We start from the raw sequence: 15439 nt of genomic DNA, 5'->3' as shown, positions 1-15439 counted from the left end.
TCAGTTCCCGCCCGGGCCCGGAGTCCGGGGGCCGCCGCTCGGGGGCGGCTCCTCGCCCTGGCCCGGCGGGGTCGCCCCGCCGGGCGGCGGCGCCGGGTTCGTGCCGTCCGGAACGAGGGCGAGCGCGACCGTCCCCGCCGACGCCGCCTGCGTGACGAGCGGCGCGTCGGCGGGCGGGACCGCGACGTCCACGGTGGTCTGGTCGGAGCGGAGCCGGTCGCCGCCGGCGCGCCCCACGTTCACCACGATCGCGTCGGACGACAGGACGGTGCCCGCGCGGGGACCGCCGCCCGTCCCCCCGCCGGCCGCGTACAGCGCGACCCGCTTGCCGATCTCGACGTCGCGGGCCGGGACCTGGCCGGGCTTCAGCGCGAGCCCGACCACGACGCGGCCCTGCGCGGCCTCGGCCGTCTTGCTGATCATGCCGTTGGTGAGCAGCGCGCCCTTGACCAGCGGGACGGCGGAGTAGTACTTCGTCACGTTCACCCGCTCGGACCAGTCGAGGAACTGGATGCCGGTGGCGCCGACCTGGACCTCCTCCAGCGCGCTCAGGGGGATCCGCTGCCCGGCGGCGACCGGTTGCGCGATCCGGATCGCCGACACGCGCTGCCCGCTGGCCATCACGAGATAGGCGCTCGCGAGGGCGCCGCCGAGGATGAGCAGGACCGCGAGCGCGGCGAGGGCGGGCTTGCGTTCGCGCGGCGACGCGGGCAGCCGCTGGCCCCCGGACGCGCCGAGACCGGAGCGGCCGAGACCGGCGGCCCCCGCCTGCGCACCGCCGGCGACGGCCGACTGGTTGGACTTCATCGGACTGGCCACGCGCCCCTTCCCCGCCCGCCGCGGGAGTCCCGCGGCGAATCACCGAGCGATCCATGCTTGCGGGCTTACCGGGTCACGTCAATGGATTCCCGGCGCCCGTACCGCCCCATTCCGCACGCGACCCTTTTGACCTGGGAATTTCTGGATCACTCCCGTACTTACCGGGAGTCACTTACGTCACTCCAGCGTGACGGGGCACGCGCACTGAACTGCACGTGTCCGACATGAGGGATGTGCTCGACTGATCGTCGGAGAATCCGGGGCCGCGGGGCGCGGCGTCTTCGCCGGTTCTGACAGAGGGAGTAATTAAGCTGGCCCGAGCGATGGCGCCGCCCGGCCCGGGGCGGCGCGTTCTGGAGGGGCTCGGATGCGGATCTCGTTCACGGCGCTGACCGGCCAGGGGCCGCGGGACGTCGTGATCAACGTCGATGCCGAGGCGACCGTCGACGGGGTCGCCCGGTCCCTCGCCACCGTGCTCGACGGAGGAAGGCCGGGGCTCGACACGATCCCGGGCGGCGCCAGGCCGCCGGCTCCGCGGTTCTCCAAGGACGCGCTCGCCGCGGCGCGCGCCCCGGAGCGACCCGCGGAACCCCGCGTCCTCTGGCTCGACGGCCGGATGCTCGACCCGCAGGCCCTCGCCGTGAAGGAGCTGCGCGACGGCGCCGTCGTCGCGGTGGAGCGGCGGGGCGCGCCGGCCACGGTGCTCGCGGAACCGTCCGGGCTGATCGAGGTGCGGGTCGTGGGCGGGCCCGCCGCCGGGTCGGTGCACCGGATCGGGCTGGGGACGAGCACGCTCGGGTCCGGCGGTGACGTCGACGTCCGGCTCGACGACCCGTCCGTCCCGTCCCGGTCGCTGCGGATCACCGCGGGCGTCGACGGGGTGCGGATCGAGGCGTCCAACATGACCCTCGAGCGCGGCGCCGCACTCGACGGAGAACCGCTGACCGGCCCGGTGGCCTGGCCTTTCGGCGGAATGCTGACGATCGGCGACAGCGTCCTGACCGTCGCGACGAGCGCCGCGCCGGACACCCATCTGGAGCCGCTGCCGGAAGGCGGGCTCGCGTTCAACCGGCCGCCGCGTCTCAATCCCGGGGACCGCGTCCGCAAACTGGACGTTCCCAAAAGGCCCGAACGGAATCCGAAAGAACGGCTGCGGCTGTTCGGTGCCATCCTTTTCTCCGCTTTCGGTCTCGTCATGGCGTTCGCGCTCGGGCAATGGTGGTGGGCGCTGTTCGCGCTCGCCTGGCCGCTGATGACGGTCGGCGAATGGGTCGGCGACCGGCTGCACGGCCGCAAGTCGTACAAGAAGGCGCTGCAGGAGTACCACCGCAAGGCGGGCGAATTCGACGGCGAGCTCGACCGGCTGCGCCGCGCCGACCAGGCCGAACGCCGCGCCCTGCACCCCGATCCGGCGGAGGTCCTGCTCACCGCGACCGGCCCCCGCCGCCGCCTGTGGGAGCGCCGCCGCGACGACGCCGACACGCTCCACCTGCGCCTCGGCCTCGCCGACCTGCCCGCCCGGATCGAGCTGACCGGCGACGAGGACGGCGAGATCCCGATCCCGTCCGCCCGGCAGGTACCGGTCGCGCTGCCGCTCGCCGACCTCGGCGTCCTCGGCGTGACGGGGCCGCGCGCCGCGTCCCGCGGCCTGGCCCGCTGGCTCGTCGCGCAAGCCGCCGCCCTGCACAGCCCGCGCGACCTCGCGATCGTCGTCCTGTCCGCCGGCCCGGAGGCGGGCGAGGAGTGGAACTGGGTGCGGTGGCTGCCGCACTGCGCGCCGCGCGAGGGCGAGGAGTGCACGGCCCTCGTCGGCGGCGACCCCGAATCCGTCGCGCACCGCGTCACGGAGCTCGCGATCCGCGTGACGGAACGCCGCCGCTCCGCCCAGCCGGACGCGGGCTTCCTGGGCCGCGCCAGGAGCGCCGAGAACGTCCCGTACAACATCCTGATCGTCCTGGACGGGGCGCGCGCCCTCCGCCGCGTTCCGGGCATGCCGATGCTGCTGTCGCGCGGCCCGGAGTTCGGGCTGCACGCCATCTGCATCGACGACGAGGAGCGGCTGCTGCCGGAGGAGTGCCGCGCGGTCGCCGCGTGGGACCCGCAGCACCCGTCCCGCCTCCACCTGCGCGGCCAGGGCCTGGACGCCCTGGGCCCCGTCCTGGCCGACCAGGTGTCCCCCTCCTGGACGGACCGCGTGGCACGCGCTCTTGCGCCCGTCCGCGACGTCTCCCGCGAGGATGCCGAGAGCGCTCTGCCCGCCATCGTCCGCCTTCTCGACCTGCTCGACATGCCCGCCCCCACACCGGAACACGTCCTCCAGTCCTGGCAGCGCACCGGAGGACGGACGACGCGCGTCCCCATCGGCGTCGGCGGCGGCAAGGGCTCGTCCCGGATGTACGAGATCGACCTCCGCGCGGACGGCCCCCACGGCCTCATCGCGGGAACGACGGGCGCGGGCAAGTCGGAACTCCTCCAAACCCTCATCGCGTCGCTCGCCCTCGCCAACCGCCCGGACGAGATGACGTTCGTCCTCATCGACTACAAGGGCGGCGCCGCGTTCAAGGACTGCGCGCGCCTCCCCCACACCGTCGGCATGGTCACCGACCTCGACGGGCACGCCACCGAGCGCGCCCTCGAGTCCCTCGCCGCCGAGCTGCGCCGCCGCGAGGAGATCCTCCTCGACGCTGGCGCCAAGGACATCGACGACTACAACGACCTGCGCCCCTCCGACCCCGGCCTGCCGACGATGCCGCGGCTCGTCCTCGTCATCGACGAGTTCGCCGCGATGGTCACCGAGCTGCCCGACTTCGTCACCGGCCTGGTCGACATCGGCCGCCGGGGCCGCTCCCTCGGCGTCCACCTGATCCTCGCGACGCAGCGGCCCGCCGGCGTCGTCACGGCGGACATCCGCGCCAACACCAACCTCCGCATCGCGCTCCGCGTCACCGACCCGGACGAGTCGACCGATGTCCTGGACGCGCCCGACGCCGCCCACATCTCCAAGACGACCCCCGGCCGCTGCTACGTGCGGTCGGGCGCGGCGGCCCCGCACGCCGTCCAGTCGGCCCGCATCGGCGGCCGCCGCCCCGGCGCCACCGGCCGCGAACCCCTCGTCCTCCCGCTGCCCTGGCAGGGCCTCGGCCGCCCCCTCCCCGCGCCCCGCGAGGCCGCCGACGACAGCACCGTCACCGACCTGTCGACCCTCGTCCAGGCCATCGACGAGGCGGCCCGCCGCGCCGGGATCGACCGGCAGCCGTCCCCCTGGCTGAACCCGCTGCCCGAGCAGGTGCGCCTCAGCCCCCGAACCGCCGCCGGCGGCTCAGTCGTGGACGTCCCGCCCATCGCGTTCGGAATCACCGACCTGCCCGCCATCCAGTCCCGCGAGGAACTGGCACTCGACCTACCGTCCAGCGGCCACCTCTACATTGCGGGCTCGGCCCAGTCCGGCCGCTCGACGGCCCTCCGCACGATCGCGGGTTCCCTCACCGGCGCCGTCTCCCCCTACGACGCGCACCTGTACGCGATCGACTGCGGCGCCGGAGCGCTTCTCCCCCTGATCGGCCTCCCGCACTGCGGCGCCGTCGTCACCCGCGACCAGCTCGACCGCTGCGAGCGCCTCCTCACCGCCCTGACCGCCGAGGTCGCCCGCCGCCAGCAGCTCCTCGCCGAGGCGGGCTTCGCGTCCCTCGCCGAGCAGCGCGCCGCCGTCGCCGCCACCGACCGCCTCCCCTGGATGGTCCTGCTCCTCGACCGCTGGGAGGGCTTCCTCGGCGCGTTCGAGCACTACGACTACGGACGCCTCGTCGACCAGACGCTTCGCCTCCTGCGCGAGGGCGCCGCCGTCGGCCTCCGCGCCGTCTTCACCGGCGACCGCTCCGGCCTGGGCGGCCAGGTCTCCACCGTCTTCGACCGCCGCCTCGTCCTGCGCATGGCCGACCCCAACGACTACGGCTACGCGGGCCTCCAGGAGAAGCAGATCCCCGCCGCGATGCCACCGGGCCGAGCCCTCGAAGCCGCCGCACCGGGCGCCCCACCGGTGGAGTCCCAGATCGGCCTGCTCGGCGACGACCCGTCCGGCACGTCCCAGGTAGCGGCCCTCCAGGAGATCGCCCGCGCCTGCGTCGCCCGCTACGGCCGCCTGCCCCGCAAGCAGCGCCCCCTGCATGTGGACGAGTTGCCCGTCCGCGTCACCTACCGCGAGGCGATGACCCTCGACCCGGAGTTCGTCGCCCCGTCCGCCCTCTGGGCACTGGTCGGCGTCGGCGGCGACACCCTCGCCCCGATGGGCATCGACCTCCTCAACGACGGCCCCGGCTTCGCCGTCGCGGGCCCACCCCGCTCAGGCCGCTCGACAACGCTCCGCACGATCGTCCACTCCCTCCTGGACCCCGCAGTGGGCGGCGGCCAGGTCCCGGTCGTCCTGATCACCCCCCGCCGCTCCCCCCTCCGCCTCCTGGAAGGCCACCCGGGCGTCCTGGGCCTCCTAACAGCCGACTCCGACCAGGACGACCTGGAGAAGGCCGTAGGCGAGGAGAACCGCTACGTCATCGTCGTGGACGACGCCGAACTTCTCGACGAATCAGACCTGGACGACGCCCTGACCACGGCCCTCCGCACCGCCCGCGACGGCGAACACGCGGTGGTCATCGGCGGCACCACAACAGACCTGGGCCGCGGCTACCGAGGCTTCCTCTCCGACACCCGCCGCTCGCGCAGCGGCGTCCTGCTCTCAGTGGAAACCCCCGACGACGGCGACCTCTTCGGCCTGCGCCTCCCCCGCAACGCGCCCCTCGGCGGCCCCACCGGCCGAGGCCTCCTGGTGACCATGGGAACCCCCACCCAACTCCAGGTAGCGCTTCCCCCCACCACCGACTGAGCGCGCTTCGGTCCTGACGTGATCAGCCGGTCCGCGCCGCTTGTCGGCGAACTGCACACCGCAGACACGACAGGCCGTCCCGTCAGTGAGCCCTTTGTCCGAAAACCAACAAGTTGCACAAGCAATCGTTTGTTGAGGGTGAAGTCACCACGTCCCGCCGGGCGGAAACTCATGGGCACCCCTGCCACCCCGAGAAGGGAAACCCCGATGAGAAGGCTCCCTGGGCTTCGCCAGCTGCCGGCGGCCGTGGCTCTGGCCGCCGGGCTCGCGCTGGCCACGCCCGCACAGGCGGCCCCGGCCAATCCGTACGAGCGCGGCCCCGCACCGACCGAGGAGAGCATCACCGCCGAGCGCGGCCCCTTCGCGATCGCGCAGACCACAGTCCCTCGCAGCAGTGTCCGCGGCTTCGGCGGCGGCACGATCTACTACCCGACCGACACCAGCCAGGGAACCTTCGGGGCGGTGGCGATCTCGCCCGGATTCATCTCCCCGCAGTCGGCGATCGCCTGGCTGGGGCCGCGGCTGGCCTCGCAGGGCTTCGTCGTCATCACGATCGACACGCTCAGCCTGTTCGACCAGCCCCGCTCCCGCGGCGACCAGCTCCTGGCCTCCCTCGACTACCTGACCGGCCAGAGCACGGTCCGCAATCGGATCGACGGGAGCCGCCTCGGCGTGATGGGCCACTCCATGGGCGGCGGAGGAACGCTGGAGGCGTCCAACAAACGGCCGTCCCTCCAGGCGGCCGTCCCGCTGGCACCGTGGAACCCGACCAAGTCGTGGCCGGGGGTGGCGGTCCCCACAATGGTCATGGGCGCGGACAACGACACCATCGCCAGCGTCGCGGCCCACTCGGAGCCGATCTACCAGGGCCTCACCGCGACCCCGGAGAAGGCGTACCTGGAGCTGCGGAACGCCGGCCACATGACCTTCAACTCGCCCAACAGGACGATCGCGAAGCACAGCATCGCCTGGCTCAAGCGCTTCATCGACGACGACACCCGCTACGAGCCCTTCCTCTGCCCGCCGCCGCCCAGCGGCCCGACGATCGTCGAATACCGCGACACCTGCCCCACCGGCTGACCCGATCGCCATAGATGGCGGCCGCCACAACCGGCGGCCGCCATCTCGCAACCCTTCTGCACCTATATAACTAGAAACTGGCCAATGGGCATTCTTCGAGGGACGGGTGAGTTCGAGCATGTGAAACTAGCAGCGTAGCCAGATGACGCATCCGCGCAGATGGAGCCCGGCCTGGTAGCTGTCGGGTGTCTTGTCGTAGCGGGTGGCCAGCCCTCGCCATTCCTTGAGCTTGTTGATGCAGCGTTCGACGGTGTTGCGGTCTTTGTAGAGCTCGGTGTCGTGACCGACCGGGCGGCCGCCGCGTGGTCCCTTCTTCTTGCGGTTGGCGGCCTGGTCGGCCTTCTCCGGGATGACCGCTTTGATATGGCGTCTGCGCAGGTAGGCGCGGTTGGCGCGGGAGGAGTAGGCCTTGTCGCCGGCGGCCGCGCGCGGCCGGGTGCGGGGGCGGCCGACCGGTCCACGCACCCGGATCTTGTCCATGACGGGGATGAAGCGTGGGCTGTCGGCTGCCTGCCCGGGGGTGAGCACGATCGACAGCGGGCGGCAGCGCCGGTCGGCCGACAGATGCATCTTGCTTGTCAGCCCGCCTCGGGACCGGCCCAGCTCAGCGGCCTTCAGCCGGGCCTTGCGGCGTCGGCGTACTCGGCGCCGCCGCTCCCGTTCGGGGTCGGGCTCATCGCCGGGCCGCTGGTTTACGGGCCCGGTTTGCCCTTTTGGCGAAGCCCCCTTTCCTCGGCCACGGCCTGCTCCAACTCCTCCAGCCGCTCGGGCGCGACCACCATGCCGGCGGCGTGGTGATGGGCGCGGCAGACGCTGGAGTCCACGCTGACCAGGTCCAGGTCGACATCGCCCCGGACTGCGGCCTCTTCGATCATCGCGTTCATCAGGTTCTCGAAGATTCCCTGGCTTGCCCAGGTCCGGAACCGGTCATAGATGGTCGACCAGTTGCCGTAGGTGGTGGGCACGTCCCGCCACGGGCTGCCGGTCCGGAACCTCCACATCACCGCGTTGAACTGATTGCGCAGGTCAGGGATGGGTCCAGACGCTCCCAGCGGCAGGTGAGGCTCGATCAGTTCCCATTCTGTGTCGGTCACATCACCGCGCGTCATGCACCGGTGATACCGCCCGCCCCCGATCCGGCGTGGGTGAATCACTCGATTGTGACCAGCGGCAACTGATCCAGACTACGAACAGGCCCTAGAGCCCATCACGCTTCAGGGAAACCGACATTAGGCATCAGACGGATACAAAGACCGCACATACAATGCGCGCGGCCCCATGGCGACATCTCGTCCGTCGAGCTGAATGCGGTCGTCCGTGGACACGGTGCGCTTCGCCGGGTGGTCCACGGCATCCGGGCCATCACCAGAGTGGACGAGGCTGCGCCCGTCCTACCGGAGCACGCGTGGAAACTGGCAGGAGGTGGCTGCCATCTGCGGACTCAGCCGACTCTGTGTGGCAGCCGTCCGGCTGCGGCGCGAGTGGTGGAACGGCGGAGGCCGCGCGACATCCTCTGACGAGGTGACGCTCCGGGCCTTGGGGCCACCCTGCCGAGTACGAGTCGGAGGCGTCGGCCATCGGGAATCAGTGAGGTGCGGGGACCGCCTTCATGGCGGTGCGGAGGGCTGCGCGGGTCAGCAGGAGGACAGGGCCGTCCGGGTCCTTGCTGTCCCGGACCGCCACCGCACCGGAAACCCCTGCCAGTTCGACGCACTCAGCACCATTGGAGGCGCTGCGACTGCTCTTGCGCCACTTGGCGTTCGTCAGGTCCATCGCTCTTCAGCCACCTTTCTGATCAGCTCACGCGTCATGTCTTGCGTGAGCGTCCGCGAACGTAGGTCGACCAGCGTCCGGGCCAGTATTGAGAGGTCGGTGGGGTCGTCGGTCGTGATCGAGCGTACGGCCGTCTCGGCATACGCGATCTCGCTCCGATCGTCCATCGTCGCGAGCACGAAGTCTCCCGTGTTGCCGTCGTGCTCGCCGCTGCTCAACACTACTTGAACCGTGACGTTCGGCAGCATGCTGAGCTCGATCAGGTGTTCCAGCTGCCTTTTCATCGTCTCGTTCGTACCCACCTGGTGGTAGAGCACGGGCTCCTCGATAAGGAAGACGACGATGACCGGACCCCGGTCGTTATTCCTGGCGAGGATGGTTTGGCGGTTGATTCTGACATCTGCGGTCTCCTGGTTGCCACCCACGATGGCAAGTGCGTATTCGGGGGTCTGAGCGAGACCAGGGATTACAGAGTGTTGCCAGCAGATCAGCATCGCTGCTTCGGCCTCGATCTTGGGCCAGTCGAACCAGATCGGCACCGGGTGGCCGTCCTTGTTCAGGTCCTCCCAAAGGTTGATGAGTGCGCCGCCCGCGTCCAGGTGATCGTCGACGATCTCCACGAAGGCGCGGGTGGCTCGCCTCTTGCCGTTCTCGATGCGGCTGATCTGGGCGCCGCTCATCTTCGTGATGTGGGCGATGGTCTCCTGCTTGACCTCCTTAGCTTCTCGCATTCGGCGCATTTGGCGACCGAAGGCCACCAAGGCGGGGGACTCGCGAGGGCGCTGACGCCGTGGCGGCATGGGGGCTTACCTCTCGTTGGAAGCTGCCCAGCGTGATCACCAGCTTCCCGAAGCTTTCCAATCACGCTTGGTAGGCAAATCGTAGCCCGGGAAGTGGCTCAATGTGTGCTGAACGCCACAGACGGTGAGGGGGGATCATGGGCGAGACGGCGCACAACGAGATGGTGGTGAAGCAGGACCTCAAGGTCGTTGCGGAGGTTCGGCGGTTCGTCCGGCTGGTGACCGGTCAGTGGGAGGTGGACGACTTCGTGCCGTGCTTGGTGGCGAGCGAGCTCGTCACCAACGCCCTTCGGTACGGGTCCGCGTCCGACGATGACGTGATCCTCCGCCTCGGCCGCGCCAAGGACGGCACCGTCTGGCTGGAGGTCCAGGACGCGACCCCCGACACCCCGCACATGCGCGCCGCCGACACGACCAGCGAGTCCGGCCGTGGACTCTTCCTCGTCGACCAGTTCGCCCGCAACTGGGGCGTCCGCCCCTTGGCCGGTGACGCTGGCAAGGTGGTCTTCGCCGTCCTCAACCCTTGATGCCGACCTGTCGATCTACTGGCCGAGCGCGGGGTGCTGCTCGGCGAGCCGTACACCCCCCAAGCTCCGTGGGAAGCTGCGGGAGTTGCGGTTCCATCTGCACCGTGAGGCGGTAAGGATCACGTACTGGATCGCTCCGGGAGGCGGATCATCATGCTGACGGTGTTCTGCAAGCAGCGGATGCGTGAGCCGGCCGAGGTCGAGCGTGCGTGGCGGGTCTTGCAGCGATGTGTCGCTGAGGCCCGCACTGCGGAAGAGGAGTGAGCGGCATGGCGGAGCGCAGGACTTGGGCGGGCAAGAAGGCCGACATCATGAGCCGTCCCGGTGCGGGAGCAGCGTATGAGGCGGCCAAGATCCGTTTTGAGCTCGGCGAGGCGGTGCGAGTGCGGCGCGAGCAGCTCGGGTTGACCCAGACGGAGCTGGCGGAGCGTACCGGGCTGAAGCAACCGGCGGTGGCGAGGTTCGAAGCCGGCGGAACGATGCCGACGATACCGATGCTGGGAAGGCTTGCGGAGGCCCTCGAGATACGGCTGAGCGTGCAGTTCCAGCCGCTGCAGGAAGCGAGCTGATTTCGCCGCGGTGACGTGTCCGGAGGCGATGGCCGTGGGCTCCTTCGCAGTTGCGTCCGGCTCACGGAATGACGGTTCAGCCCTCCCAGTCGCCGGCCCCGCCCAGCGCCTCGATCCTCTGGGGCGAAAGGCCGGTCAACATCGCCACACTTTCGGTCAGCGAACCGTCCAGTACCTTGAGCGACTCGACCACCCCGCGCCGGGCCTCCTCCCGACGCTGCTCCATGTGCGCTCGCGCAGCCTCGGCCACGAAGTCCTTCTCCGTCAAGATCTCCTCCTGCGTCGATTGACCTCATCGGCGTCCGTAGTACCGCTTGTCGATCGTCCCGAACGACGGATCCATCCAGTTCTCTGACGGGTCCACCAGCTGGGGTCGGCGCCGAAGCGGCCCGGACCGAGCCCGTGGTGTCGTGCTCGCCACGATGAGGAACACGATCGTGAAGCCGAGAGCGATGGTCTGTCCGTGCTCGGCCACGGCCTGCGTCTCGAAGCGGCGCCCGGGGTCGGCGATGAACGCGGCGATCAGCACGTTGGTCACCACTCCGGACGCGCACGCCGCGACCGCCGTCGGACGCGTCCCCGCCGCACCCGCTGCCACGCCCAGCAGCATGGTCAGGATCAGCACCGGATAGAGCAGGAGACCCGCGCCGCTCATCCCCTCCGCCGTCGTCACCTCCCACAGGGAGTACCGCTCACGTCCCCGCTCCAGCCAGGGGATGATCGTCCATCCGAACAGCGCTCCTGTCGCGGCCAACGCCCAGACCGCGACCTGCACACGCCGATGCAGCTCGGCCATGAGAATGGGGACCGGAGGCCACATCATGAGGCCCTTGGTGTGCATTTGTGGAGCTCACCGAATCGCTTCTGCGCGATCCGCATGAAGGCGAACATGTCCTGTACCGCGTCCCTCCCCCGCGTCACTGGCGCGAAGTCGATTCGAATCCATGGCCGATCTTCGCCACAGGTAAAGACCGCTATGACGTAGTTCGGTCGTGCGATCGCACCGGCCGTTGGCTTGACTACGGCAAGTCCCTTTCCCAGTTCCGGGGGAAACGGGTGGGTCGGCTGCTTGCTCCAAGTTTCCTGCTGGAATCGGATGGTCTTGTCCCCGTCGTTGTAGGACCAGTTCACTCCGAGAGAACCTTCGTCTCCGGACACTCCCGCCAAACAAAGCCCGTTGTCGGTTTGCGGTCCCGCCCACCCATCCGATACATGGGCCGCAATACCGGTCACCCTCCGGAAGGAAGACTCGGGAACGAGGTCGCAGAGGTAGGGAGGCTCGTCTGCGACGGGCCGCAGATCAGCAGGTGCATCTTCGATCCGCGACTCTCCTTTGCAGCCGACAGCGAACAGCGCCAGGGCCACCGTTACCAGACAGAAGAGCCTTGCTTCCGCGCTCACCGCAAGCTACTCGGAGGAACGCTCTTACCATCGGCCGATCTATAGTGTCCTGCCGTCATCCTTTGCCCGTTCTCGATCCCTTGCTGCGCTTCGCCGGTCGCGAGATCAATCTTGAACTTGTCACTTGCCCAGCTCAGGAACCGTTCTAGAGCGACAGCGTCCATGGAATTGAGCGGACGCACCCTTGAAGGAGTACCTTCCGTTGCGAAGGGTTTCCCAGCCAGATCCGTCGAGGGAATCTCACGATGAGCCACCATGGAGCTGGCGATCATCTGGTTGAAGAGGCGCTCTACCGCTTCCGTCTCGGTGTGGGGTGCTTTGATGGTGGGTGATACCTCGTCGGCGAGCTTTTTCGCGAACCACTTCGTCAGGCGTCCGGAAAGCTGGCCGACACCTTCGGTGTAGAGCTTGCCCACGACCGGGACGGCGCTGGCCCTCTGGTCGTCCAGCGGGAGGAGACCGATGCCGAGACCGACGAACTTCTCCATGCGCGCCTTGTCCTCGGCGAGACGTCCTTCTTCGGCCCCGACCGCCTGGTGACGGGCTTCCAAGAGGTGGCCGAACATGCGGCCCTCGCCGGCGATGGTGTTGGACAGATCACCGCCCTGTCTGACCGTCCGGTCAACGGCGAGCTTCGCATGGGCGATCTGGCCCAGGAGGAGCTTCTCGTAGGCGGCGGAGTCGCGGGTGAGATCGAGCAGGAGGTAGTCCAGGTCCTCGCCGGTCAGGCCGGTCGAGCCCGCCTTCTCGGTGAAGCCGGAGAGCCGCACGATGTCGTGCAGCTCGTCCATGTGCACGACGAGGACGGTCGCCATGCCGGGACGAAGGCCCGACAACTCGTCATAGTGCCGCGGACGGGAGATCGCGTCTCCTAGATCTCCATCCTTCAACTCGTCGAAGGGCCCCTTCTCGCCGGTGGTGACCTTGCCTTCCTTCACCACGTAGATCTTGCGGGCGTCGTCGGCGAGGATCTTGCTCACGGCGAAGGCGAGCGCGGTGGACTCCTTGTCCTGACCGGTCGCGGCGATCTGGATGGCTTTGCCGAGCGCGGCGCCGTGGTCGCCTTCGCCCCAGACCGGACGGCGGTCGTGCAGGAGGTACTTGAGGTTCGTCGTCGTGAGCTGGGACGGGGTGCCCTTCTCGAAGGGGCCCGCCACCGGACGATGATTGAGGAGGGTCTGCGACGCCTCCTTGCCGGAGTTCGCCGCCGCCAGGAGAAGCGGGACGAGGAAGTCCGTCTTGCGGTCGTCCGGCTTCACCTTCGTCGTCGACGGGTCCAGGGCGTTGCCCAGCCCGGCCTTGCCGGCCAGGTCGGGTAGAGGCAGCTGTCCCAGGTCCTTACGGAGGGCGCCGTCGTAGGCGATCATGTCGTTGCCGACGATCTCCATGAAGCGGGTGGAGAAGCGGGCGCCTCCGGCCGACCCCAGCAGGGTCGCCAGCGATTGGTAGCCGGACGTGCCGTTCGGCGGTTGGCTCAGCGGCGGGAGGTTCGTCCGGCCGGCAAGGCGGAGCGCTTTGAGGTAGTCGTCGCCCACATAGCCCCTTTTGCCGGGGTTCGTAGCCAGAGCGAGACTCCCGCTGAGAAGCGCCAGAATCGCTCGGGTGACGGCGGCTGAGGCGTCCACGCCGTCGCGGTGCTGCCTGACTTCTCCCGCCAAGCGCTGGACGAGGGCCATCGGCAGCTTCAGCAACTCCTCGGGCCCGAGCGCTTCCAGGAGGCCCTTCGCGAACGCCGGAGTGAGGTCGTCCGAGGTCATGCGGCGCAGCGCACTGACGGCGGTGGCGTCGCCGGACGCGGCGCGGCGGAAGAGGTCGGCGGTGCGGCGGCCGTTCGCGTTCGCGACCTGGTCGGTGTAGCGGTCGGGGAGCTTCAGGTAGTTGCCGTCCTGGCGGCACACGACCATGGCGGTCTTCTGGCGGTCGAGGTCGTGGGCGAGCCTGCTGCGGCGCCGGAGATCGGTGGCGGCGCGGTCGGCCCAATCGGCGATCCGCTTGATCTCCATCGCCGGCGCCGTGGATGCTCCGGCGCCGTGCAGCGCCTGCCAGAGGGCGTCGGCCAGGTCGGCGAGTTTCGGAGCCGCCGTCGACATCTGGCGGGTCATGTGCTCGAACTCAGTGAGCTTCACGCCGCAGGTGTCCGGGCCGAGCCAGCCTTCGTCTCCCATGGCCGTCCTCTATTGATCGATGGGGTCTACAGGAGCGGGCCGCGGTTCTGCTTCTCCCGAAGAAGCCGCAGCGCCTTGCGGAGTTCGGCGTGCAGAGCCGCGTCGTTGCGTTGCAGCTGAGCCGCGAAGACCTTGGCGGACGGGCCGACCCAGGCGTGTCCGTCCATGGCCTGACGCGATGAGGTGAGCAGGTGCCAATATTCGTCCGAAAGTGTCTGAATGCGACTCAAGAGCAGCCGGAGCTGTGTGTCGTTGGGCGCTGTCACAGCGTTCCTCAGGCGTGGGGGAAGGGTGCGGGTCCCGACCTCGGGGGGATGGGTCGGGACCCGCTGCTCTGGGGAGGACGCCTCAGCGAGTGGCGGCCTCGATGTTCTGCTGCGACTTCTTGATGTCCTGGCCGCCCTGTTCGAGGGCGATCGCCATCTTGTCGAAGGCCGTCTTCGCCTCGGCCCAGGCGGCGCGGAAGCGGTCGGCGCCGGGGCCCCACCAGGCGTTCGTGCTGCTGACCGTGCGGCCGTTCAGGTCCTTGATCAGGGCGTCCAGGTTGCGGGAGTGCTTGCTGAAGATCCTGGAGAGTTCTTCGAGTTCGCCGATGTTGGCGCCGCGCTTGTCTCCGCCCATCGCCTGGCCCTTTCGTCTTCGCTGGGAGTTCCGACGTACTGCCGTTGCTGCGAAAGAATGGCGCCAGCCTACGCCTCGGCGTTCACTGTGATCCAGCCGTACACCGCTGATCCGTATCCGAAACGACCATAATCCAACCATTGCGACTTGTCCGGATGTGGCCACCCACCTGCGATAACGGTATTTATGACCGTCCGGTCAAGGGCTTTTCAGCGGGTCGGGGCGTCGGGATCGTTCACCGGGCGGGCGCCCGGGTCGAGGACGTGCTCGGCGATGAGGGTGATCTGCTCGCCGCGCGTCGAGAAGTCGAACCGGCGCCGCACCTGCTGGGTCAGCTTGCCCGTCCCGTAGCGGACCTCGGTGTGCTCGACCGCCTCCAGGGTGATGCGGTCGCCCTCGCGGGTGGCGCGTCGGGCGTCGAGCCGGGTACGGGCCCCGGTGTAGGCGGGGCCGCCCTGGACGGGCGCGCGGTTGCGGTGCTCGAGTTCGCGGACGGCCCGCTCCTGCACCCGCGCCACCCCCGGCGCGATCCTCACGCCGAGGATCTCGGTGGGGGCGCGGCGGTCGCGGTGGTGCTGCGGGACGAGCGCCTGCGAGCGGTGTTGAAGAAGGGTGTTCGCGGCGATGGTCAGCTGCCGCGTGGTCGCGGCGTCCACGACGGGGGAGGCCTGCACCGCGGACGACGAGGGCGGCAGCGCGCAGCCCGCCAGTACGGCCGCCAGCACGATCCGGCGCTTCGCCATCGCCCCTCCTCCCGACTCAGACGCAACATACACGCCGCGGAGGCCCGTATCCGGCGGATGCGAGC

The 15439-nt window shown here is 69.6% G+C and carries 14 protein-coding genes and 1 pseudogene; 4 read left to right on the top strand and 11 right to left on the bottom strand.

Features of this window, described 5'->3' with window-relative positions; translation table 11 throughout:
- Positions 1-819: a hypothetical protein gene (locus IE99_RS0123300; RefSeq protein ID WP_084219847.1), complete on the bottom strand. Its 819-nt coding sequence runs from the start codon at positions 817-819 to the stop codon at positions 1-3.
- Positions 820-1186: 367 nt separating this feature from the next.
- Here IE99_RS0123300 and IE99_RS0123295 point away from each other — a divergent pair, with 367 nt between their 5' ends.
- Together IE99_RS0123295 and IE99_RS0123290 are read left to right on the top strand one after the other, a co-directional pair.
- Positions 1187-5695 (top strand): type VII secretion EssC family protein, encoded by a 4509-nt coding sequence (locus IE99_RS0123295; RefSeq protein WP_030174783.1) that lies wholly within the window; start codon positions 1187-1189, stop codon positions 5693-5695.
- 207 nt (positions 5696-5902) lie between these two features.
- Positions 5903-6775, top strand: a complete 873-nt coding sequence (locus tag IE99_RS0123290) for an alpha/beta hydrolase family protein (RefSeq protein WP_157610457.1) — start codon at positions 5903-5905, stop codon at positions 6773-6775.
- 126 nt (positions 6776-6901) lie between these two features.
- Here the strand turns inward: IE99_RS0123290 and IE99_RS31450 are convergent.
- From IE99_RS31450 to IE99_RS0123275, 3 genes and pseudogenes are all read right to left on the bottom strand, one after another.
- A pseudogene (locus tag IE99_RS31450) lies at positions 6902-7884 on the bottom strand (IS5 family transposase).
- 475 nt (positions 7885-8359) lie between these two features.
- Entirely contained in the window at positions 8360-8548 is a 189-nt protein-coding gene (locus IE99_RS31445; RefSeq protein WP_084219845.1) for a DUF397 domain-containing protein, read from the bottom strand.
- Entirely contained in the window at positions 8539-9348 is an 810-nt protein-coding gene (locus tag IE99_RS0123275; RefSeq protein WP_084219843.1) for a helix-turn-helix domain-containing protein, read from the bottom strand. Before IE99_RS0123275 ends, IE99_RS31445 begins: the two co-directional genes overlap by 10 nt.
- A gap of 137 nt (positions 9349-9485) precedes the next feature.
- Between IE99_RS0123275 and IE99_RS0123270 the strand changes: the two genes are divergently transcribed.
- Positions 9486-9875: an ATP-binding protein gene (locus tag IE99_RS0123270; RefSeq protein WP_051713081.1), complete on the top strand. Its 390-nt coding sequence runs from the start codon at positions 9486-9488 to the stop codon at positions 9873-9875.
- A 269-nt stretch (positions 9876-10144) separates the two neighbouring features.
- On the top strand, positions 10145-10444 hold the full coding sequence (locus IE99_RS0123260; RefSeq protein WP_030174767.1) for a helix-turn-helix domain-containing protein: 300 nt from the start codon (positions 10145-10147) through the stop codon (positions 10442-10444).
- A 76-nt stretch (positions 10445-10520) separates the two neighbouring features.
- On the opposite strand, the gene IE99_RS0123255 is transcribed toward IE99_RS0123260, so the two are convergent.
- The 7 genes from IE99_RS0123255 to IE99_RS0123230 form a co-directional block, all read right to left on the bottom strand.
- Positions 10521-10712, bottom strand: a complete 192-nt coding sequence (locus IE99_RS0123255; RefSeq protein WP_051713079.1) for a hypothetical protein — start codon at positions 10710-10712, stop codon at positions 10521-10523.
- A 24-nt stretch (positions 10713-10736) separates the two neighbouring features.
- Positions 10737-11240: a hypothetical protein gene (locus tag IE99_RS0123250; protein WP_157610456.1), complete on the bottom strand. Its 504-nt coding sequence runs from the start codon at positions 11238-11240 to the stop codon at positions 10737-10739.
- Between the two features lie 23 nt (positions 11241-11263).
- Positions 11264-11845 (bottom strand): hypothetical protein, encoded by a 582-nt coding sequence (locus IE99_RS32105; protein ID WP_157610455.1) that lies wholly within the window; start codon positions 11843-11845, stop codon positions 11264-11266.
- Positions 11842-14010, bottom strand: coding sequence for a hypothetical protein (locus tag IE99_RS0123245; RefSeq protein ID WP_030174759.1), 2169 nt, complete (start codon positions 14008-14010; stop codon positions 11842-11844). The genes IE99_RS32105 and IE99_RS0123245 overlap by 4 nt, the downstream gene beginning before the upstream one ends.
- Positions 14011-14036: 26 nt before the next feature.
- Complete coding sequence (locus IE99_RS32100) at positions 14037-14177, bottom strand: hypothetical protein (protein WP_157610454.1); 141 nt, start codon at positions 14175-14177, stop codon at positions 14037-14039.
- 181 nt (positions 14178-14358) lie between these two features.
- Positions 14359-14631 (bottom strand): WXG100 family type VII secretion target, encoded by a 273-nt coding sequence (locus tag IE99_RS0123235; protein WP_030174756.1) that lies wholly within the window; start codon positions 14629-14631, stop codon positions 14359-14361.
- A gap of 209 nt (positions 14632-14840) precedes the next feature.
- Positions 14841-15374, bottom strand: coding sequence for a hypothetical protein (locus tag IE99_RS0123230; RefSeq protein ID WP_030174753.1), 534 nt, complete (start codon positions 15372-15374; stop codon positions 14841-14843).
- Positions 15375-15439 lie beyond the last annotated feature (65 nt).

The sequence above is a fragment of the Spirillospora albida genome (assembly GCF_000718255.1).
Lineage (GTDB): Bacteria > Actinomycetota > Actinomycetes > Streptosporangiales > Streptosporangiaceae > Spirillospora > Spirillospora albida.
The sequence above is the reverse complement of the archived record's forward strand: the minus strand, read 5'-3'. Positions and strand labels throughout refer to the sequence as shown.

Excerpts from the sequence above, each read along its gene's own strand:
- IE99_RS0123250 (WP_157610456.1), bottom strand. The coding sequence starts at position 11,240 with ATGGCCGAGCTGCATCGGCGTGTGCAGGTCGCGGTCTGGGCGTTGGCC.
- IE99_RS0123260 (WP_030174767.1), top strand. The coding sequence starts at position 10,145 with ATGGCGGAGCGCAGGACTTGGGCGGGCAAGAAGGCCGACATCATGAGC.
- IE99_RS0123270 (WP_051713081.1), top strand. The coding sequence starts at position 9,486 with ATGGGCGAGACGGCGCACAACGAGATGGTGGTGAAGCAGGACCTCAAG.
- IE99_RS32100 (WP_157610454.1), bottom strand. The coding sequence starts at position 14,177 with ATGGACGGACACGCCTGGGTCGGCCCGTCCGCCAAGGTCTTCGCGGCT.
- IE99_RS0123295 (WP_030174783.1), top strand. The coding sequence starts at position 1,187 with ATGCGGATCTCGTTCACGGCGCTGACCGGCCAGGGGCCGCGGGACGTC.
- IE99_RS0123275 (WP_084219843.1), bottom strand. The coding sequence starts at position 9,348 with ATGCCGCCACGGCGTCAGCGCCCTCGCGAGTCCCCCGCCTTGGTGGCC.
- IE99_RS31445 (WP_084219845.1), bottom strand. The coding sequence starts at position 8,548 with ATGGACCTGACGAACGCCAAGTGGCGCAAGAGCAGTCGCAGCGCCTCC.
- IE99_RS0123290 (WP_157610457.1), top strand. The coding sequence starts at position 5,903 with ATGAGAAGGCTCCCTGGGCTTCGCCAGCTGCCGGCGGCCGTGGCTCTG.
- IE99_RS0123230 (WP_030174753.1), bottom strand. The coding sequence starts at position 15,374 with ATGGCGAAGCGCCGGATCGTGCTGGCGGCCGTACTGGCGGGCTGCGCG.
- IE99_RS0123245 (WP_030174759.1), bottom strand. The coding sequence starts at position 14,010 with ATGGGAGACGAAGGCTGGCTCGGCCCGGACACCTGCGGCGTGAAGCTC.
- IE99_RS0123235 (WP_030174756.1), bottom strand. The coding sequence starts at position 14,631 with ATGGGCGGAGACAAGCGCGGCGCCAACATCGGCGAACTCGAAGAACTC.